Here is a 19093-nt window from a genome sequence, read left to right as displayed (position 1 = left end):
AAGTTCCGGCGCCCGGAAAAACTATTGGAAATAACCCTCGGAGCTTTCCGATCTATAGGCAGTGCTGCGACGTCATGCCGCAGCACTGCCAGATGATCAGTGCGCCTGGTCCCAGTTATCGCCCACCCCGACTTCCACCAGCAGCGGCACATCCAGGCTCGCCGCACCGCTCATGTGCTCGCGAATCTTCTCGCTGACCTCAGCCACCAGGTCTTCGCGGACCTCCAGTACCAATTCATCGTGTACCTGCAGGATGACCTTGGCGTCCAACCCCGACTCCGTCAGCCAGTTGTCGACCTTGACCATGGCTTTCTTGATGATATCGGCGGCAGTGCCCTGCATCGGCGCGTTGATCGCGGTACGCTCTGCGCCCGCGCGCTCCTGGGGCTTGTTGGAGTGGATATCCGCCAGATACAGGCGGCGCCCGAACAGGGTTTCCACATAGCCCTGGTCGGATGCCTGGGCACGGGTGCGCTCCATGTACTCGCGCACCCCTGGGTAGCGGGCAAAGTACACATCGATGTAGGCCTTGGCCGTCTTGGTATCGACGCCAATATCCTTGCCCAGCTTCTGCGCGCCCATGCCGTAGATCAGGCCGAAGTTGATCGCCTTGGCGCTACGGCGCTGGTCGGACGTGACCTCACCCAGCTCGACCTTGAACACCTCGGCCGCCGTGGCCGTGTGTACATCCAGGTTGTCGCGGAAGGCGTTGAGCAAGCCCTCGTCCTTGGACAGGTGCGCCATGATCCGCAGCTCGATCTGCGAGTAGTCCGCCGCCAGCAGCTTGTAGCCCTTGGGCGCAACGAACGCCTGGCGGATCCGCCGGCCTTCGGCGGTGCGCACCACCGGGATGTTCTGCAGGTTCGGATCACTGGACGACAAACGCCCGGTAGCGGGCCACGGCCTGATGATAAGAGGTGTGGATCCGCCCCGTGCGCGGGTTGATCTGCTCGGGCAAACGGTCGGTGTAGGTGCTTTTGAGTTTGCTCATGCTGCGGTACTGCATCAGCACCTTAGGCAATGGATAGTCATCTTCGGCCAGCTTGGCCAGCACTTCCTCGGCGGTAGAGGCCTGGCCCTTGCCAGTCTTCTTCAACACCGGCAGCCCGAGTTTTTCGTAGAGGATTGCCCCCAATTGCTTGGGCGAACCCAGGTTGAACTCCTCGCCGGCGATTTCATACGCCTGACGCTCCAGTTCCACCATCTTGTTGCCCAACTCGATGCTCTGCACGCCGAGCAGCGCGGCATCTACCAGGGCACCCTGGCGCTCGATCCGCGCCAGTACCGGCACCAATGGCATCTCGATATCCGTCAGCACACTGGCCAGGCTCGGCAGGGCGCAGAGTTGTTCGTACAGGGCCAGGTGCAGGCGCAGGGTCACATCGGCATCTTCAGCAGCGTAGGGGCCGGCCTGCTCCAGGGCAATCTGGTCGAAGGTCAGCTGTTTGGCGCCTTTGCCGGCGATGTCCTGGAAGCTGACGGTGTCATGCTCCAAGTACTTCTTCGCCAGGCTGTCCATGTCGTGCCGGGTCGCGGTGGAGTTCAGCACGTAGGATTCGAGCATGGTGTCGAAGGCGATGCCGCGCACGGTGATGCCGTGCGCCGGGTCGCCGCCAATGGCGCAATTGGCCAGGATATTCATGTCGAACTTGGCGTGCTGACCGACCTTGAGCTTGTTCGGGTCTTCCAGCAGCGGCTTGAGAGCCAACAACACCGTATCGCGGTCCAGTTGCTCGGGCACGCCGATGTAGGAATGGGTGAGCGGGATGTAGGCCGCTTCATTGGCCTGCACCGCAAATGAAACCCCCACCAGTTGCGCCTGCTGGGCGTCGACACCGGTGGTTTCGGTATCAAAGGCAAACAACTTCGCGTCATTGAGTTTTTTCAACCAGACGTCAAAGCGGGCCTGGTCGAGGATGGTCTCGTACTGCGCTTCGACCGGGGCCACAGGCGCTTGGGCCGCAACTGCAACCTGAGCCGGTGCAACGTCAGCGGCAGCCTTGAGCTCGACCCGCTTGGCATCACGCTGAATCTCATCGATCCAGCTCTTGAACTCCAGCAGGGTGTACAGCTCAAGCAGCTTCTCGCGATCCGGCTCGATCAGGTGCAAGTCTTCCAGGCCAACATCCAGGGGCACATCGACCTTGATGGTCGCCAACTGGTAGGACAGGAACGCCATCTCTTTGTGCTCTTCCAGCTTGGCCGGCAGGGTCTTGGCCCCACGGATCGGCAAGCTCGGGACAATATCGAGCTGCTCGTAGAGCTCTTTCAATCCGCCGTTCACACCGACCAGCAGTCCCGAAGCGGTCTTAGGACCGATACCGGGAACACCCGGGATGTTGTCGGAGGAATCGCCCATCAACGCCAGATAGTCGATGATCTGCTCGGGAGCGACACCAAATTTCTCCTTTACGCCGTCCACATCCATGGCGCTACCGGTCATGGTGTTGACCAAGGTAATGTGCCCATCGACCAACTGCGCCATGTCCTTGTCACCCGTGGAGATCACCACCGGGCGGTCGGCAGCCGCACTGCTGCGGGCCAGGGTGCCGATCACGTCGTCGGCCTCGACACCTTCGACACACAGCAGCGGGAAGCCCAGGGCGATCACGCTCTGGTGCAGCGGCTCGATCTGCACGCGCATGTCATCGGGCATGCTCGGGCGGTTGGCCTTGTATTCGGCGTACATGTCATCGCGAAATGTCCCGCCCTTGGCGTCGAACACTACCGCGAACGGACTGTCCGGGTACTGCTTGCGCAGGCTTTTGAGCATGTTCAACACGCCCTTGACCGCACCGGTCGGCAGGCCTTTGGACGTAGTCAGCGGCGGCAGCGCGTGGAAGGCGCGGTACAGATATGAAGAACCGTCCACCAGGACGAGGGGGGCTTGGCTCATGAGCAGGATCAACCTTTTCGGCGGGTCTGGCGCTAGAATAGCCGGACCATTGACAACAAAGGGACAAGGTTATCATGCGCACATTCAATCGCCTGCTGTTGACCGGCCTGATTGCACTCGCTCCGATGGCTGCCATAGCGGCAGACGATGCTCCTTCGGGCGATCCGGAAGTCACCATTCGCACGGAAGGCGACAAGACCATCCAGGAATACCGCCAAAACGGCTTCCTGTATGCAATCAAGGTAACGCCCAAGGGCGGCAAACCGTATTTTCTGGTGCGCGCGGACGGAACCGATGCGAACTTCATCCGCTCAGACCAGCCGGATATGCTGATCCCGTCATGGAAGATCTTCGAATGGAAATGATTTCTTAATTTTAATCGGCGCTGCGGCCCGCGGCGCCCGTACTGGCAGTTTTAACCATGTCTGTGTTCACCCCCCTGGCTCGGCCCGAGCTGGAAACCTTTCTCGCCCCTTACGGGCTCGGCCGCCTGCTCGATTTCCAGGGAATTGCCGCTGGTAGCGAAAACACCAACTTCTTTATCAGCCTGGAACAGGGCGAATTTGTCCTGACCCTGGTTGAACGCGGCCCCGTGGACGAAATGCCGTTCTTCATTGAACTGCTCGACGTACTCCACGACGCCGACCTGCCCGTGCCTTACGCCCTGCGCACCACCGACGGCGTGGCCCTGCGCGAATTGGCAGGCAAGCCGGCGCTGCTGCAACCGCGCCTGGCGGGCAAGCACATCCAGGACGCCAACGCCCAGCATTGCGTGCAAGTAGGCGAGTTGCTTGGCCACTTGCACCTGGCCACCCAGGGCGACAAGGTGCTGGAGCGCAAGACCGATCGTGGGTTGGATTGGATGCTCGAGGAGGGCGCGCAGCTGATTTCGCACCTCGACGCCCACCAGCAGCAGCTGTTGCAAACGGCACTGGATGAAATCCAGCAACACAAGGAACAGATCCTCACGCTGCCCCGCGCCAACCTCCACGCCGACCTGTTTCGCGACAACGCGATGTTCGAAGGCACCCACCTGACTGGGTTGATCGACTTCTACAACGCGTGCTCCGGGCCGATGCTGTACGACGTGGCGATTGCCCTGAATGACTGGTGCTCGGACGCCGCCGGGGTGATCGACGGCCATCGCGCCCGCGCACTGCTGGGCGCCTACGCGGCACTGCGGCCGTTCAGCGCCAAGGAAGCCGAGCTGTGGCCGACCATGTTGCGCGTGGCGTGTGTGCGGTTTTGGCTGTCACGGCTGATTGCTGCCGAGTCATTTGCCGGGCAGGACGTGCTGATTCACGATCCAGTGGAGTTCCAGCAACGACTGGAGCAGCGCCAGCAGGCCACTCTCCAACTGCCGTTCGCCCTCTGACGCTGTGGGAGCGGGCTTGCCCGCGATGAGGGCGTGTCAGTCGCCTATCAGCGCCTGATACACCGCTATCGCGGGCAAGCCCGCTCCCACACAAGCCTGCTCCCACAGGGGTTCTATGTCGTCGGTTACAACGACTCCAGGCACCCTGCCAAATCGTTACCCAGTTTCTCCAGCAACTGCTCATACCCCTGGCCCGTGGCCGGGGTGTAGCCGCCCAGGGCATCCAATTCCGCCAGTTTCACCGGCAGGCCAGCCACCAGGGTCTCGGCCAGGCGGGGGCGCAAGGGTGGCTCGCTGAACACGCAGGTCTTGCCCACTTCCTGCAGGCGCGTGCGCATCGCCGCCACATGCTGGGCACCGGGTTGTACCTCGGCGGCCACGCTGAACACGCCGGTGTGCTTGAGGCCGTAGGCATCTTCAAAGTAATCGAAGGCTTCGTGGAAGACGAAGTAAGGCTTGCCGGCGATCCCCGTCAGGCGCGCTTTCAAACGCAGGTCCAAGGCATCCAGGCGCCCGTTGAACGCTTGCAGGTTGCTCTGGTAGCGCTCTGCGTTGGCGGGGTCAGCCGCGCTCAAGTCCGCCGCCATCCTGGCCGCAATCACCCGCGCATTCACCGGCGACAACCACAAGTGAGCATCCAGGCTGCCGGGGCGATGATCGTGATCATGGTCGTCGGCTTCTTCGCCATGGGAGTGATGATCTTCGGCGAAATGCCGCAGCTTCAGGCCCGGCAGTTCCTGCACGGCCACTGTGGGCAAGTTGCGACCCTTGAGGACCCGTGGCAGGAAGCCTTCCATGTCCGGACCGATCCAATACAGCAGATCCACCGATTGCACACGCCGTACGTCGGATGGGCGCAATGCGTAGTTATGCGGCGAGGCTCCCGGAGGCAACAACACCTCTGGAACCGCCACGCCGTCCTGCACAGCGGCGGCAATCAGCTGTAAGGGTTTGATGCTGGTGAGCACCCGAACCTCGGCCTGGGCAGCCCCGGCAATCAATAAACTGGTGACAAATACGACAAAAACGGCAAAAAGTCGGGACACGATAAGCACTCAAGTCAGCAGGAACGGGTAACATAATAACGTCTCTCACAAATATCTGTCGCCGCTCATGCCTAAAACACCGCTTGCCAGCCGTCCCCACGACCACTCTCACTGCGTGCACAACGCACTGTCGGAGGCCGATGCCCTGTGCGCACGCCAAGGCCTGCGCCTGACCGCCCTGCGTCGGCGGGTGCTGGAACTGGTGTGGCAGAGCCACAAGCCACTGGGTGCCTACGACATTCTCGGCGTGCTCAGCGAGCAGGACGGCCGCCGCGCCGCGCCGCCCACGGTGTACCGTGCGCTGGACTTCCTGCTGGAAAATGGCCTGGTGCATCGCATCGCCTCGTTGAACGCGTTTGTCGGCTGCAACCACCCGGAACACGCGCATCAGGGTCAGTTCCTGATCTGCCGCGAATGCCACGCCGCCATCGAGCTTGAACAAAAAAGCATCAGCGACGCGATTATCAAGAGTGCCGGCGATGTCGGCTTCCGAGTCGAAGGGCAGACCGTCGAAGTGGTTGGCATCTGCTCGGGCTGCCAGGGGGCTTGATGAGCACTGCGCTGATCCGCCTGGAACAGGTCGGCGTCACGTTCGCCGACCAGAACGTGCTGGACAACATTGACCTGAGCGTCGAGCCGGGGCAGATCGTCACCCTGATCGGCCCCAACGGCGCCGGCAAGACCACCCTGGTCCGCGCGGTACTGGGGCTGCTCAAGCCCGATAGCGGCAGTGTCTGGCGCAAGCCCAAGCTGCGCATCGGCTACATGCCGCAAAAACTGCACGTCGATCCGACCTTGCCGCTCTCGGTGCTGCGTTTCCTGCGCCTGGTACCGGGCGTGGACCGCACTCGCGCCCAGGCTGCGCTCAAGGAAGTGGGTGCCGAGCAGGTCATCGACAGCCCGGTCCAAAGCATCTCCGGCGGCGAAATGCAGCGCGTGCTGCTGGCCCGCGCCCTGCTGCGCGAACCCGAATTGCTGGTGCTCGATGAACCGGTGCAGGGCGTCGACGTCGCCGGCCAGGCCGAGCTCTACAGCCTGATCACCCGCCTGCGCGACCGGCATGGCTGCGGCGTGCTGATGGTGTCCCATGACCTGCACCTGGTGATGAGCACCACCGACCAGGTGGTCTGCCTCAATCGCCACGTCTGCTGCTCCGGCCACCCGGAGCAGGTCAGCGGCGACCCGGCCTTCGTCGAGCTGTTCGGCAAGAACGCCCAGAGCCTGGCGATCTACCACCACCGTCACGACCATGCCCACGACCTGCATGGCGCCGTGGTCGCCGATCCGACTGCCCCTCATACCCACGTCCACGGAGATGGCTGCAAGCATGGCTGATTTTCTGCTCTACGCCCTGCTTGCGGGCTTGGCTCTGGCGCTGGTGGCGGGCCCGTTGGGTTCGTTCGTGGTCTGGCGACGCATGGCCTACTTTGGCGACACCTTGTCCCACGCCGCCTTGCTCGGCGTGGCCCTGGGCTTTTTGCTGGACGTCAGCCCGACCATTGCCGTGACCGTCGGCTGCCTGCTGCTGGCGGTGCTGCTGGTGACCCTGCAACAGCGCCAGCCACTGGCCTCGGACACCCTGCTGGGGATCCTCGCGCCGAGCACCCTGTCCCTGGGCCTGGTGGTGCTGAGCTTTATGCATGAAGTGCGGATCGACCTGATGGCCTATCTGTTCGGCGACCTGCTGGCCATCAGCCCCACGGACCTCGCCTGGATTCTCGGCGGCAGCGCTGCGGTGCTGATTCTGCTGGTAGCCCTGTGGCGACCGCTGCTGGCAATTACCGTCCACGAACAGCTGGCCACTGTCGAAGGCCTGCCCGTACCAGCGCTGCGCATGACCCTGATGTTGCTGATCGCGGTGGTGATTGCTGTCGCAATGAAGATAGTCGGCGTATTGTTGATCACGTCGCTATTGATCATCCCCGCCGCCGCCGCCCAGCGTCATGCACGCTCGCCGGAACAGATGGCGGTTGGCGCCAGTTTGCTGGGGATGCTTGCCGTGTGTGGTGGCCTGGCACTGTCCTGGTTCAAGGACACCCCGGCCGGGCCGTCGATTGTGGTCACGGCCGCCGCACTGTTTCTGCTGAGTTTTGTCCTGCCCCGTCGAGGGGTGTAGACTTGCTCGCTTTTTGCGCAATTAGAGAGTCGCAGGAATGAAGCCGTTCACCTCCCGTTATCTGCTCCTTGCCGCATTTTCCCTGCTGCTGGGCGCCTGCCAAAGCACCCCACCCGTCGCCCCCGAGGTGCCGGATGCGCGCGCGGTGGCCATTGCACAGCTGGAACAAAACCTGGCCAGCAGTGAGCTGGCCACCGCCGAGGACCAACTCGCCGCGTTGCAGGCCCAATCGCCCGACGACCCGGCACTCGAGCCGTATCAGCGCCAACTGGCCGAGGCCTATTTGCAGCGCAGCCAGATCGTCCTGCAAAAAGGCGATGTCAACGCCGCCGCTACGGCCTTGAGCCGCGCCCGGGCGTTGATGCCCAAGGCTCCCGCGCTGACCGGTGGGGTCAACAACGCCATCGCCCACGCGCGCAAGGCCGAGCTGGATAAAGCCGAGGCCGCCCTGAAAGCCGCCGAAGCCAAGCCGCCAGCCAAGGTCATCGACCCCACCGCCGAAAGCACCACGGTGGCGCTGAACCTCACGGATATCCAGGAATTGCGCCATCAACTGGATGCCATCGCCACCGATGTGGTGAATTACCAGTGTGATGTGAGCATCCAGGTGCCGCGCACCGAGGATTACCCGTGGCTGAACACGCTGCTGACTAAACGGGTGAAGCGGATTGATTCAGGGTACGACCTGAAGATTCATCGGCAGATCCTCAGGCATATTCCGGCGCAGGTTGTGTTGATTCCGCGTAAAGCCGACTGAAGCCAGTCGCGGGCAGTGCGACGATTCGACTTGCCCGCGATGGCGCCCTATCAAGCAACCAATGACTTAAGCCGGAACCGCCTTGGCCCTAGGCTCCCGTTCCCAGACCCGATGCTGGGCAATCGCCGCAATAAACGCCTTCAACGCCTTGGCATCCCCGCCGACAATCAGTCCCGCATCCGCCTCCAGCTTCAACACCGCCAGCAACTGCTTCGCCTCACCCGCCAAGGCAATCGCCTTCAAATGCTTGTACGCCTCCAGCAGGTAATGCAACGCCACGCCGTCGCCGCTCAACGCCTGGATCGACTTCGCCCCACCCGGCACAAACACCGCATCAAACGCGACTGACGGCAGGCCTTCCATCGAGGCGTCCACCGCCAGGCTCTTGCCATCGGCGGTGGTCACCGGCGCCGAGGTCGGCCCAAGCAACTTGGCATGGGCGCCTTCTGCGGCCAGCGCCTTTTTCAGCGCGGCAATCGCGGCACCATCCACACCATTGGCCGCCAGGATCGCCACCTTGCGCGTCTTGATATCCCCCGACAGCAGGTTGGCCTGGCTCAAGGCCGGCGAACGCTCCGGTGCAGTATTGCGCACCGGCACGGTGCCTTTTTTCGGCGCCGGCAGGCCCAGGTTCTCGGCCACGCGCTTGGCCAGGCTCAGGTCGATATTGGCGAGGATCTCATTGACCTGACGCGCGCGGATAAACTCACGCTCGACCTTGCCCAGCTCAAAGCTGTAGGCCGCGATGATGTGCTCCTGCTCGTGCTTGCTCATGCTGTTGAAGAACAGGCGTGCCTGGGAAAAATGGTCGCTGAACGATTCACTGCGCTCACGGATCTTGTGCGCGTCGATGCGCTCCGGGTACGACTCGAAACCGCCGTCCTGTGCTGCCGGCGGGGTTTCTTTCGGCCAGCCGCCATCAATAGAGTTCGGCTCATAGGACGCGCGGCCTTTATCGACGGTGCTGCGGTGCATGGCATCGCGCTGGTTGTTATGCAGGGGCGTCAGCGGCTGATTGATCGGCAACTGGTGAAAGTTCGGGCCACCTAGACGGCTGATCTGTGTGTCGGTGTAGGAAAACAACCGACCTTGCAGCAGCGGGTCATTGGAGAAGTCGATACCCGGCACGATATGGCCTGGGCAGAACGCGACCTGTTCGACTTCAGCGAAGAAGTTGTCCGGGTTGCGATTGAGCACCATCTTGCCCAGCGGGGTGATGGGCACCAACTCTTCCGGAATCAACTTGGTCGGGTCGAGGATATCGAAGTCGAACGAGTGCTCCTTATCTTCCGGAATCACCTGTACGCCCAATTCCCACTCCGGGTAATCGCCCATCTCGATCGCATCCCACAAATCGCGACGGTGGTAGTCGGTATCTTTACCGGCCAATTTTTGCGCTTCGTCCCACACCAGGGAGCAGGTACCCGCTGTCGGGCGCCAATGAAATTTGACGAAGTTGGATTGACCCTCGGCATTCACCAGACGGAACGTGTGCACCCCAAAACCCTGCATGCTGCGCAGGCTTTTTGGAATGGCGCGGTCGGACATCGCCCAGATCACCATGTGCGCCGATTCCGGCTGCAGCGAGACAAAATCCCAGAACGTGTCGTGAGCCGAGCCGCCGGTAGGAATTTCGTTGTGCGGCTCAGGCTTTACCGCATGCACGAAGTCAGGAAACTTGATCGCGTCCTGAATGAAAAATACCGGCATGTTGTTGCCCACCAGGTCGAAGTTGCCTTCGTCGGTGAAGAACTTCACGGCAAAGCCGCGCACGTCACGCACCGTATCGCCTGAACCACGCGGGCCCTGCACTGTGGAAAAACGCGTGAACACCGGGGTTTTACGGCCTGGGTCACGCAGGAAACCCGCCTTGGTCAGCGCCGAATGGTTTTCATAGGTCTGGAAGTAGCCATGGGCGCCAGTGCCGCGGGCGTGCACGATGCGCTCCGGGATACGTTCATGGTCAAAGTGCGTGATTTTTTCACGCATGATGAAATCTTCCAGCAGCGAAGGCCCCCGGGCGCCAGCTTTCAGGGTGTTCTGGTTATCGGAGATTTTCACCCCCTGGTTGGTGCGCAGCGCCTGGCCAGTGGCGTCGGAACGGAATTTTTCCAGGCTTTGCAGCTTGGCATTGGTGTTGCCACGGTCCAGGGTATCGGTGCCTGCAAGCTCGCTCTTGGGCGGCGTAGCGGGTTTTTTGGTACTCATCAGACAAAACTCCTCGTTTGCGTAGGCCAGAGCGGTCCCTGGCTCGTGTGAGCAAAACCCCGGGCACGGCACCCGGGAAATCGAGTTGCTTAAGTAGTGACTGACGGGATTTTTTACCGTTCCTTTTTTATGACCTTTGATCGCGTTATTGCCAAATCGCTGGTTGAATACGAAATAAATGCTAAGAAACGCTATACGGACAGGCTAAAATGCGCGCCCGGCTAACCGCTGATCCCTTTTCAATGCGCCCCACAAGGTTCGCTACGTGATCGAGTTTCATAACGTCCATAAAACCTACCGGGTCGCCGGCAAGGATATTCCCGCACTGCACCCCACCAGCCTGCGCGTCGAGAACGGCCAGGTGTTTGGCCTCATCGGCCATTCCGGCGCGGGAAAAAGTACCCTGCTGCGCCTGATCAATCGTCTGGAAGAGCCTTCGGGCGGCCAGATCAAGGTCGATGACGAAGAAGTCACCGCCCTGGATGCCAACGGCCTGCGCCGTTTCCGGCAGCAGGTCGGGATGATCTTCCAGCACTTCAACCTGCTGGCCTCCAAGACCGTCGCCGACAACGTCGCGCTGCCACTGACCCTGGCGGGCGAACTGTCGCGCCGCGAGATTGATGCGCGGGTGGCCGAGCTGCTGGACCGGGTCGGCCTCGCAGACCATGCCAAGAAGTACCCGGCGCAGTTGTCCGGCGGCCAGAAGCAGCGCGTCGGTATCGCCCGCGCCCTGGCCACCAAACCGAAAATCCTGCTGTGCGACGAAGCCACCAGTGCCCTCGACCCGCAGACCACCGCCTCGGTCCTGCAACTGCTGGCCGAGATCAACCGCGAGTTGAAGCTGACCATCGTGTTGATCACCCATGAAATGGACGTGATCCGCCGTGTCTGCGACCAGGTCGCCGTGATGGACGCCGGGGTGATTGTCGAGCAAGGCCCGGTGGCCGACGTGTTCCTGCACCCCAAGCACCCGACCACCAAGCGTTTTGTGCAGGAAGCCGAGCAGGTCGATGAAGGCGAGCAGCGTGATGTGTTCGCCCATGTGCCAGGCCGCATCGTGCGCCTGACGTTCCAGGGCGAAGCGACCTACGCGCCACTGCTGGGTACCGTCGCCCGCGAAACGGGTGTGGACTACAGCATCCTCGCCGGTCGTATCGACCACATCAAAGATACCCCTTACGGGCAACTGACCCTGGCCATCACCGGCGGTGACATGGAAGCGGCGTTCGCGCGCTTTACCGCAGCCGATGTGCATATGGAGGTCCTGCGTTAATGGACGTGCTACTGCATTACTTCGACAACGTCGACTGGGCTGATATCTGGGTTGCCACCAGCGACACCATGCTGATGCTCAGCACCTCGCTGTTTTTCACCGTCCTGGTCGGCCTGCCACTGGGCATCCTGCTGTTTCTTTTCAGCCCACGGCAGTTGCTGGAGCAGAAAACCACTTATGCCGCCCTGGCATTCGTGGTCAACGCCATCCGCTCTCTGCCGTTTATCATTCTGTTGATCGTGATGATCCCCACCACGGTGTTCCTCACCGGCACTTCGCTGGGCGTGGCCGGTGCGATTCCACCGCTGGTGGTAGGCGCTTCGACGTTCTTCGCACGGCTGGTGGAAACCGCCCTGCGCGAGGTCGATCGCGGCATCATCGAGGCGACCCAGGCCATGGGCGCCACCACACGGCAGATCATCACCAAGGCGCTGCTGCCCGAGGCAAAGCCGGGCATCATTGCTGCAATCACCGTGACCGCCATTGCCCTGGTGGGCTACACCGCCATGGCGGGTGTGGTGGGGGCCGGCGGCCTGGGCGACCTGGCGATCCGTTATGGCTACCAGCGCTTCCAGGATGACGTCATGGTCGTGACCGTGGTGATGTTGATTGTGCTGGTGCAGATTCTGCAAACCATCGGCGATAAGCTGGTGACACACTACTCTCGAAAATAAAGGCGATTGCCGGCCCCCGCCGGCAGATGCCCGAACAAGGAGCTTGTTGGATGAAAAAACTACTGGTTGCTTTCGCCGCGGTTGCCGCGTTTTCCGCCCACGCCGCCGAAACCCTGACGGTCGCCGCCACACCGGTGCCGCACGCGGAAATCCTTGAATTCGTGAAGCCGGCCCTGGCCGCGCAAGGCGTGGACCTGAAGGTCAAGGTGTTCACCGACTACGTGCAGCCGAACGTACAGGTGGCCGAGAAGCGCCTGGACGCCAACTTCTTCCAGCACCAGCCGTACCTGGATGAGTTCAACAAAGCCAAGGGCACCCACCTGGTCAGCGTCGCCGGCGTGCACCTGGAGCCACTGGGCGCGTACTCCAGCAAGTACAAGACCCTGGCCGAGCTGCCGAACGGTGCCAATGTAGTGATCCCTAACGACGCCACCAACGGCGGCCGCGCGCTGTTGCTGCTGGCCAACCAGGGCCTGATCACCTTGAAGAACCCGACCGATATCCTGTCGACCATCAAGGACATCACCGGCAACGAAAAAGGTCTGAAATTCCGCGAACTGGAAGCCGCCACCCTGCCGCGCGTGCTGACCCAGGTCGACCTGGCGCTGATCAACACCAACTACGCCCTGGAAGCCAAGCTGGACCCTTCCAAGGATGCCCTGGCGATCGAAGGCAACGACTCGCCTTACGTCAACATCCTGGTGACCCGCGAGGACAACAAGGATTCGGACGCGGTGCAGAAGCTGGTCAAAGCCCTGAAGACCCCGGAAGTGAAGAAATTCATCAACGAGAAGTACAAAGGGGCGATCCTGCCGGCGTTCTGATCGGGCTCCAACACACCGCAGTTCAGAATGTGGGAGCAGCTTTATGTGGGAGCGGGTTTGCTCGCGATGCAGGCGCCGCGGTGTATCAGTTACACCGCGGTGATGCTATCGCGAGCAAGCCCGCTCCCACATTTGTTTTGTATGGTCAGCAAAATAGCCGTTCGGCTCAGTTGCGCTGCAACAACCCCGGCAACTGCGCCACCAGCTTCTGGTTGTTCAACGGCGCACGAATAAACCCGCGCTGGGTGCCGTCCGGGCCGATCAACGCCAAGTTACCGCTATGGTCGACGGTGTAGTTCGGCTTGCTGGTATCCGCCGGAATAAACGGAATGCTCACGGCATTCGAGACCTTCTGCACCTCTTCCACATTCGCCCCGGTCAGGCCTGCAAATTGCGGATCGAAGTAGCTCAGGTATTGCTTGAGCTGAGTCGGCGTGTCGCGATGCGGGTCAACGCTGACCAGGATCACTTGCAGCTTATCCACCACGTCCTTGGGCAGCTCGCTCTTGATCTGCCGCAACTGGGCGAGGGTGGTCGGGCAAATGTCCGGGCAGAAGGTGTAGCCAAAGAACAGCACGCTCCACTTGCCCTTCAACTCATTGACCAGTACCGGCTGGCCGTCCTGGTTGGTCATGGTCACAGGCGGCAGCTGGCGGCTTTGCGGCAGCAGGATAATGCCCGCGTCGATCAATGCCGTGGGGTCGCCCTGGCCCTTGCCAGACAGCACTTTGTTGACGGTCAGGCCCATGATCAACGCCACCAGGGCCACCAGGATAAAGACAGTTTTTTGAGTTCGAGTCATAGGTTCAACAATAAGTAGTGGTCTACGAGCAGGGCGATAAATAGCAAAAACAGGTACCAGATAGAGTACTTGAAGGTATTGATCGCCGCGTGCGGCCGACTGCCACGGTACAGCACCCAGGCCCATTGCAGAAAGCGCGCGCCCAGAACCAGCGCACACCCCAGGTACAACAGCCCGCTCATATGGATCACATAGGGCATCAGGCTCACCGCCAGCAGCGCGAAGGTGTAGAGCAGGATATGCACCTTGGTGTAGTGCTCGCCGTGGGTCACCGGCAGCATCGGGATATCGGCCTTGGCGTACTCCTCCTTGCGATGGATGGCCAGGGCCCAGAAGTGCGGCGGGGTCCAGGCGAAGATAATCAGCACCAGCAACAACGGCTCGGCACTCACATGCCCGGTGACCGCCACCCAACCGAGCAACGGCGGCGCCGCGCCGGCCAGGCCGCCGATCACGATGTTCTGTGGCGTCGCCCGCTTGAGAAAACCGGTGTAGATCACCGCATAGCCCAGCAGTGAGGCCAAGGTCAGCCAGGCCGCCAGTGGGTTGGTAAACGCCAGTAACAAGCCCAGCCCGGCCACCGCCAGCGCCAGGGCAAATGTCAGCGCGGCGGCCGGCGACACCCGGCCTTCCGCCAGCGGCCGCTTATGGGTGCGCGCCATCAGCGCGTCGATGCGCCGGTCCACCACATGGTTGACCGCCGCTGCGCCGCCGGCACACAGGGCAATCCCCAGGTTGCCGAAGATCAGCACCGTCCACGGCACCCCGGCGCGGGTGGCGAGAAACATACCCACCAGCGAGGTGATCAACATCAGCACCACCACCTTGGGCTTGGTCAGCTCCAGGTAGTCGCGCCAGATCGCCTGGCTGTGACGCTCGCCAATCAAGGTCGCCATGGCATCTCTCCTTTAAGGGTAATCAGACCCGACACGTGCTTGCGCGGGCTGAAGCGCCAACCGAACGGCACTTGATGGCGGACCCGCACCAGGCTGGTACGGGCGTGGTAATTGACCAGCACCAGGGTCAGCAGCAACGCTGCACCGCCGGCGTTATGGGCGACCGCCACCGGCAGCGGCAAATGAAAGTACACATTGCTCAGGCCCAGGCCGATCTGCACGGCCAGGGCGACCAGCAGCAGGCCCGCCAGGCGGGTCATGCCCACCGCCTTGAGCTGCCAGGCCAGGCCCAGCAGCGCCACAGTCACCACCAGCGCGCCCAGGCGATGGGTCAGGTGAATCGCCGTACGCGCATCACTGTCCAGTTGCCCGCCCAGGTAGTTGGGGCCGATATGCTGGGTCAGGTGAAAGCCATTGGCAAAATCCGCCGCCGGCCACCACTCGCCATGGCAGGTCGGCAAGTCGATACAGGCCACCGCCGCATAGTTGGAACTGACCCAGCCGCCGAGGGCGATCTGCCCGATCACCAGCACCAGGCCGGCGGTGGCCCAATACTGCAAACGCCGGGGCACGATCAGCGCCGGCAACACCCCGGACAGACGCAGGGTCAACAGAAACAACAGGCTTAACGTCGCGAAGCCACCCAGCAAATGCCCAGTGACCACCTGCGGCCAGAGCTTGAGCGTCACCGTCCACATGCCAAAGGCTGCCTGGGCAAACACCACAACCAGCAGGAACAGCGGCAGCTTCAACGGCTGCCCCGGATGCCGGCGATGGGTCCAGGCGCGGGTGGCCAACAGCGCGATCAACAACCCCAGGGTGCCCGCCGCATAGCGATGGACCATCTCGTTCCAGCCTTTGTCGGCCTCCACCGGCGTGTCCGGGAAGTGCAACTCGGCATGGGCCAACTGGGCCTCGCTTTTCGGCACGCTGATAAAGCCATAGCAACCCGGCCAGTCCGGGCAACCGAGGCCGGCATGGGTCAGGCGCGTGTAGGCGCCCAGCAGCACCACAATCAGCGCCAGCAGGGTGGCAAACAGCGCGAGGCGAAATCCAGGTTTGGCCATGACGATGCCCTTATCCGATATTCGACAGTTTCAGCAGGTGGCGCAGGTCGTTGAGCAGATCCTTGCCCTTGACCCGCGCGTCATAGCGCAGCACCAGGTTGCCGTGGGGGTCAACGATCCACAGTTGCGCATCGCCCGGCGCGGCGGCATTTTGCTTGAAGGTCGGCAGGTCCAGGGGCAAGCGCCGCAATTGCGGGTATTCGGCTTTGAGCTTGGCCTCGTACGCGGCGCTGACCGGCTGCGCACTGGCCAGGGCATGGCTGGCACGGGACGCATCACGCCCCAGGCCGATCTGCAGTTGGCGCGCGAGGTAGACCAACTGCTGGCAATCGGCGGCGCAGGCCGCGGGTGCGGTCACCAGCAATTGCCAGCGCCCCTCGTCGGCCTGTACGCCGATATCGGCGCGGGTCTGGCCGTTGCCGATCATCTCGCCATGATCACTGCGGTTATCCGGCACCCAGAACTGCCACTTGTACATCAGGGTCGCCAGCACCATCGGGCCGATCACCATCAGCAGGATCAGAATCAGTTGCCAGCGCCCCTTGCTGCGATTGGGCGCCGCTGGCGTGTCAGACATGTTGAGTGGATTCATGGCCGCTCCCATGGTGCTTCTCCCTTGCGTTGTGCCAGCCGAGGTAGAGGTAAAGGCCCAGCAACGCCAGCGCCATGGCGAACCACTGCACGGCATACCCCACGTGTTTTTCCGGCCCCATGGCCACCACCGGCCATTGGGTTTCATAGGTCGCCGGGCCCGCTTCGGCCCGTAGTTCAAAGGCAAACCCGCTGCGCTCCAGCTCGGCCCACAGCGCCTGCGGGTGCAGCGCCGTCAGCAGGCGCGGCCATTGCGCGGCTGCCGGGTCGGCGTGTAGCTGGAACGTCTCGCCGGGGGCGACATACACCCAGGCGTTGATATTCAAAGGTTGGTCGGGGGTGGTGAAAGCTGGCGGCGTGCGCCGATCCGGCCACGGCAGCCAGCCGCGATTGAGCAACAGCCACTGGCCGCTGGCCTGGTCATGAAAGGGTTGCAGCAACTCGACGCCGGCCTTGCCGTCGCGCATGCGGTTATCCAGCAGCACGCTGTGCCCGGCATCGAACTCCCCGCGCAACTGCACCCGGCGAAAGGCCGGATCAGCCACCGCCGCCAGTTGCGCAACGCTGAGAGGCTGCGCCGCCCGGCGCTCGGCGTAACTCTGGAGCAGCGCCTGTTTTTCCTGGCCACGGGACAACTGCCAAAAACCCAGGAACACCATCAACGGCAGCAACACCAGCACCACCAGGGTCGGTGCAATCCCGGGGCGAAAGCGTTTCATGGCGTTACCGCGAAGGTCGATGCTGCGCTGGCTATACTGAATCTCATTGCCCGCCCCTCAAAATAAAGAGCCCTGGAGCCTGACCATGCTCAAAGCCGCTATTGCCCTGATGCTGATCGCTACTGTAGTGAGCCTGTTCAGTGGCTTGTTCTTTCTGGTCAAGGACGAAGGCCACTCCAATCGCCTCGTCACCGCCTTGACCGTGCGTGTGGTGCTGGCCGTGATCACCCTGGCGCTGATCACCTGGGGGTTCTTCAGCGGCCAGCTGGTTTCCCACGCCCCCTGGTAAGTCGCTACAGCACGTAGACGAAGAAAAACAACCCGATCCACACCACGTCGACAAAGTGCCAATACCAACTGGCCGCTTCGAAACCGAACTGGTGCTCGGCATTGAAATGCCCCTTGAGGATGCGCATCAGCATCACGAACAAAATGATCGTGCCGATGGTCACGTGGGCGCCGTGAAAGCCGGTGAGCATGAAGAACGTCGCGCCATACACCCCGGACCCCAGCGTCAGGCCCAGCTCTTTATAGGCGTGGATGTATTCCTCAGCCTGGAAGCCGAGGAACGCCACCCCCAACAACACGGTAATCGCCAGCCAGATCTTCAGCGCGCCGCGATGGCCCTTGCGCAGGGCGTGGTGGGCGATGGTGATGGTCACGCTGGAGCTCACCAGCAAGATGGTGTTGACCAACGGCAGGCCCCACGGGCTGATGGTGCCTTCCGGCGCCGGGAACAGCTTGGGATCCGGGTTGTTGAGCAGCGGCCAGGCGAACTCGAAGTTGGGCCACAGCATATGGGCAATGCCCTTGGAGCCCTCACCGGCGAGCCACGGCGCCGACATATGCCGCACATAGAACAGCGCGCCAAAGAACGCGATGAAAAACATCACCTCGGAGAAGATGAACCAGGTCATGCCCCAGCGGAACGAGCGGTCCATCTGCGCGCTGTACAAGCCGGCGCGGCTTTCTTTGATCACCGCGCCAAACCAGCCAAACATCATGTAGGCCAGCAGCAGGCTGCCAACGAAAAAGATCAGCGGACCGTGGGATTCCGGGCGGGCCGCCTTAAGGTCGTTGAACCACACACCCAGGCCATACACGGTGATCAACAGCCCAAACGTGGCAATTATTGGCCATTTGCTTTGCGCTGGTACGTAGTACGTATCATGAGTCGACATGTATCCGTTCTCCTAATCGAGCCCGCAGGCACGCCTAGCCGCCGGTATGGACAGCCACGGGCGGTTGGCGCGCAGTGATATCGAACAGCGTGTACGCCAGGGTCAAATGCTTCACATCCTTGGGCATGTCGCGATCGACAATGAAGCGCACCGGCATCTCGATGCGCTCTCCCGGCTGCAGCACTTGCTGGGTGAAGCAAAAACACTCGGTCTTGTGGAAGTACATCGCCGCTTCGGCCGGGGAAATACTCGGGATCGCCTGGGCTGTCATCGGCTTGTCGGTGGGGTTGAAGGCCACGAACACCATCTCGTTGACCGCACCGGGATGGACCACGATTTCGTCGGCCCTGGAGTGGAATTCCCAGACCATATCGATGGCATTGGTCGACAGGAACTGCACCCGTATCTGGCGCGAGGGGTCGACCACCTGCGAGCCCTCGTACTGCCCGGCGGTCTTGCCGTTGATGCCAAACGCTTTGCACATCACGTCGTAGATCGGCACCAGGGCAAAGCCGAAGGCGAACATCGCCAGCACCAGGATAAGCAGGCGCGTGACCAGGCGGTTGAGAGGTACGGAGTCAGCCATGACGCCCACCTGGGCGAGCTGGCTTCGCGATGAGGCCCTCAAGCTCTGCAGGGGTCTTGAGGCCGCCATCGCGGGCAAGCCC

19 protein-coding genes and 1 pseudogene are annotated in these 19093 nt (G+C 62.1%); 10 read left to right on the top strand and 10 right to left on the bottom strand.

Annotated elements, in window-relative coordinates; genetic code table 11:
* Positions 1–96 precede the first annotated feature (96 nt).
* Positions 97–2896: pseudogene (polA, locus tag PSH80_RS00385) on the bottom strand (DNA polymerase I).
* Positions 2897–2970: 74 nt separating this feature from the next.
* Between polA and PSH80_RS00380 the strand changes: the two are divergent.
* Together PSH80_RS00380 and PSH80_RS00375 are read left to right on the top strand one after the other, a co-directional pair.
* Entirely contained in the window at positions 2971–3261 is a 291-nt protein-coding gene (locus PSH80_RS00380) for a DUF2782 domain-containing protein (RefSeq protein WP_057444840.1), read from the top strand.
* A gap of 56 nt (positions 3262–3317) precedes the next feature.
* Positions 3318–4271, top strand: coding sequence for a homoserine kinase (locus PSH80_RS00375; RefSeq protein WP_057439250.1), 954 nt, complete (start codon positions 3318–3320; stop codon positions 4269–4271).
* 125 nt (positions 4272–4396) lie between these two features.
* On the opposite strand, the gene PSH80_RS00370 is transcribed toward PSH80_RS00375, so the two are convergent.
* Positions 4397–5326, bottom strand: coding sequence for a zinc ABC transporter substrate-binding protein ZnuA (locus PSH80_RS00370; RefSeq protein ID WP_057439251.1), 930 nt, complete (start codon positions 5324–5326; stop codon positions 4397–4399).
* A gap of 58 nt (positions 5327–5384) precedes the next feature.
* Between PSH80_RS00370 and zur the strand changes: the two genes are divergently transcribed.
* The 4 genes from zur to PSH80_RS00350 are packed head-to-tail and all read left to right on the top strand — an operon-like array spanning position 5385 to position 8190.
* Entirely contained in the window at positions 5385–5867 is a 483-nt protein-coding gene (gene zur / locus PSH80_RS00365; protein WP_029290345.1) for a zinc uptake transcriptional repressor Zur, read from the top strand.
* Entirely contained in the window at positions 5867–6652 is a 786-nt protein-coding gene (gene znuC / locus PSH80_RS00360) for a zinc ABC transporter ATP-binding protein ZnuC (RefSeq protein ID WP_057444838.1), read from the top strand. The genes zur and znuC overlap by 1 nt, the downstream gene beginning before the upstream one ends.
* Positions 6645–7433, top strand: a complete 789-nt coding sequence (gene znuB / locus PSH80_RS00355) for a zinc ABC transporter permease subunit ZnuB (protein ID WP_029290341.1) — start codon at positions 6645–6647, stop codon at positions 7431–7433. The genes znuC and znuB overlap by 8 nt, the downstream gene beginning before the upstream one ends.
* 37 nt (positions 7434–7470) lie before the next feature.
* On the top strand, positions 7471–8190 hold the full coding sequence (locus PSH80_RS00350; RefSeq protein WP_057439252.1) for a PA5502 family lipoprotein: 720 nt from the start codon (positions 7471–7473) through the stop codon (positions 8188–8190).
* A gap of 66 nt (positions 8191–8256) precedes the next feature.
* Here PSH80_RS00350 and katE read toward each other — a convergent pair whose 3' ends face one another.
* Positions 8257–10398 carry a catalase HPII gene (gene katE / locus PSH80_RS00345; RefSeq protein ID WP_305418732.1) on the bottom strand — a complete coding sequence of 714 codons (2142 nt, stop codon included), beginning with the start codon at positions 10396–10398 and terminating at the stop codon, positions 8257–8259.
* Between the two features lie 265 nt (positions 10399–10663).
* Between katE and PSH80_RS00340 the strand changes: the two genes are divergently transcribed.
* From PSH80_RS00340 to PSH80_RS00330, 3 genes are read left to right on the top strand one after another with little or no spacing between them, the layout of a single operon-like run.
* Entirely contained in the window at positions 10664–11671 is a 1008-nt protein-coding gene (locus PSH80_RS00340) for a methionine ABC transporter ATP-binding protein (RefSeq protein WP_057439253.1), read from the top strand.
* Entirely contained in the window at positions 11671–12345 is a 675-nt protein-coding gene (locus PSH80_RS00335) for a methionine ABC transporter permease (RefSeq protein WP_029290333.1), read from the top strand. Before PSH80_RS00340 ends, PSH80_RS00335 begins: the two co-directional genes overlap by 1 nt.
* Positions 12346–12395: 50 nt before the next feature.
* A complete protein-coding gene (locus PSH80_RS00330; protein WP_057444837.1) occupies positions 12396–13169 on the top strand; it encodes a MetQ/NlpA family ABC transporter substrate-binding protein in 774 nt (257 codons plus the stop codon).
* A gap of 166 nt (positions 13170–13335) precedes the next feature.
* Here PSH80_RS00330 and PSH80_RS00325 read toward each other — a convergent pair whose 3' ends face one another.
* From PSH80_RS00325 to PSH80_RS00305, 5 genes are read right to left on the bottom strand one after another with little or no spacing between them, the layout of a single operon-like run.
* Positions 13336–13971: an SCO family protein gene (locus PSH80_RS00325; protein ID WP_057439255.1), complete on the bottom strand. Its 636-nt coding sequence runs from the start codon at positions 13969–13971 to the stop codon at positions 13336–13338.
* Positions 13968–14867 carry a heme o synthase gene (gene cyoE, locus PSH80_RS00320; RefSeq protein WP_057444836.1) on the bottom strand — a complete coding sequence of 300 codons (900 nt, stop codon included), beginning with the start codon at positions 14865–14867 and terminating at the stop codon, positions 13968–13970. The genes PSH80_RS00325 and cyoE overlap by 4 nt, the downstream gene beginning before the upstream one ends.
* Positions 14855–15934, bottom strand: a complete 1080-nt coding sequence (locus PSH80_RS00315) for a heme A synthase (protein WP_128593083.1) — start codon at positions 15932–15934, stop codon at positions 14855–14857. Before PSH80_RS00315 ends, cyoE begins: the two co-directional genes overlap by 13 nt.
* Before the next feature lie 10 nt (positions 15935–15944).
* On the bottom strand, positions 15945–16538 hold the full coding sequence (locus tag PSH80_RS00310) for a hypothetical protein (RefSeq protein WP_115129339.1): 594 nt from the start codon (positions 16536–16538) through the stop codon (positions 15945–15947).
* On the bottom strand, positions 16504–17244 hold the full coding sequence (locus PSH80_RS00305) for an SURF1 family protein (protein ID WP_057439256.1): 741 nt from the start codon (positions 17242–17244) through the stop codon (positions 16504–16506). The genes PSH80_RS00310 and PSH80_RS00305 overlap by 35 nt, the downstream gene beginning before the upstream one ends.
* A gap of 85 nt (positions 17245–17329) precedes the next feature.
* Here PSH80_RS00305 and PSH80_RS00300 point away from each other — a divergent pair, with 85 nt between their 5' ends.
* Positions 17330–17533 (top strand): twin transmembrane helix small protein, encoded by a 204-nt coding sequence (locus tag PSH80_RS00300; protein ID WP_017528731.1) that lies wholly within the window; start codon positions 17330–17332, stop codon positions 17531–17533.
* Positions 17534–17537: 4 nt separating this feature from the next.
* Here PSH80_RS00300 and PSH80_RS00295 read toward each other — a convergent pair whose 3' ends face one another.
* Positions 17538–18425: a cytochrome c oxidase subunit 3 gene (locus tag PSH80_RS00295; RefSeq protein WP_057957900.1), complete on the bottom strand. Its 888-nt coding sequence runs from the start codon at positions 18423–18425 to the stop codon at positions 17538–17540.
* Between the two features lie 34 nt (positions 18426–18459).
* Complete coding sequence (locus PSH80_RS00290) at positions 18460–19011, bottom strand: cytochrome c oxidase assembly protein (protein WP_057439257.1); 552 nt, start codon at positions 19009–19011, stop codon at positions 18460–18462.
* Positions 19012–19093: the final 82 nt, after the last annotated feature.

It is taken from the genome of Pseudomonas sp. FP818 (assembly GCF_030687335.1).
In the GTDB taxonomy this organism is placed as follows: domain Bacteria; phylum Pseudomonadota; class Gammaproteobacteria; order Pseudomonadales; family Pseudomonadaceae; genus Aquipseudomonas; species Aquipseudomonas shahriarae.
This window is presented reverse-complemented; position numbering and strand designations above follow the sequence as displayed.

Coding starts and splice junctions, on each gene's coding strand:
- PSH80_RS00380 (WP_057444840.1), top strand. CDS start 2,971: ATGCGCACATTCAATCGCCTGCTGTTGACCGGCCTGATTGCACTCGCT.
- PSH80_RS00375 (WP_057439250.1), top strand. CDS start 3,318: ATGTCTGTGTTCACCCCCCTGGCTCGGCCCGAGCTGGAAACCTTTCTC.
- zur (WP_029290345.1), top strand. CDS start 5,385: ATGCCTAAAACACCGCTTGCCAGCCGTCCCCACGACCACTCTCACTGC.
- znuC (WP_057444838.1), top strand. CDS start 5,867: ATGAGCACTGCGCTGATCCGCCTGGAACAGGTCGGCGTCACGTTCGCC.
- znuB (WP_029290341.1), top strand. CDS start 6,645: ATGGCTGATTTTCTGCTCTACGCCCTGCTTGCGGGCTTGGCTCTGGCG.
- PSH80_RS00350 (WP_057439252.1), top strand. CDS start 7,471: ATGAAGCCGTTCACCTCCCGTTATCTGCTCCTTGCCGCATTTTCCCTG.
- katE (WP_305418732.1), bottom strand. CDS start 10,398: ATGAGTACCAAAAAACCCGCTACGCCGCCCAAGAGCGAGCTTGCAGGC.
- PSH80_RS00335 (WP_029290333.1), top strand. CDS start 11,671: ATGGACGTGCTACTGCATTACTTCGACAACGTCGACTGGGCTGATATC.
- PSH80_RS00330 (WP_057444837.1), top strand. CDS start 12,396: ATGAAAAAACTACTGGTTGCTTTCGCCGCGGTTGCCGCGTTTTCCGCC.
- PSH80_RS00325 (WP_057439255.1), bottom strand. CDS start 13,971: ATGACTCGAACTCAAAAAACTGTCTTTATCCTGGTGGCCCTGGTGGCG.
- cyoE (WP_057444836.1), bottom strand. CDS start 14,867: ATGGCGACCTTGATTGGCGAGCGTCACAGCCAGGCGATCTGGCGCGAC.
- PSH80_RS00315 (WP_128593083.1), bottom strand. CDS start 15,934: ATGGCCAAACCTGGATTTCGCCTCGCGCTGTTTGCCACCCTGCTGGCG.
- PSH80_RS00310 (WP_115129339.1), bottom strand. CDS start 16,538: ATGGGAGCGGCCATGAATCCACTCAACATGTCTGACACGCCAGCGGCG.
- PSH80_RS00305 (WP_057439256.1), bottom strand. CDS start 17,244: ATGAAACGCTTTCGCCCCGGGATTGCACCGACCCTGGTGGTGCTGGTG.
- PSH80_RS00300 (WP_017528731.1), top strand. CDS start 17,330: ATGCTCAAAGCCGCTATTGCCCTGATGCTGATCGCTACTGTAGTGAGC.
- PSH80_RS00295 (WP_057957900.1), bottom strand. CDS start 18,425: ATGTCGACTCATGATACGTACTACGTACCAGCGCAAAGCAAATGGCCA.
- PSH80_RS00290 (WP_057439257.1), bottom strand. CDS start 19,011: ATGGCTGACTCCGTACCTCTCAACCGCCTGGTCACGCGCCTGCTTATC.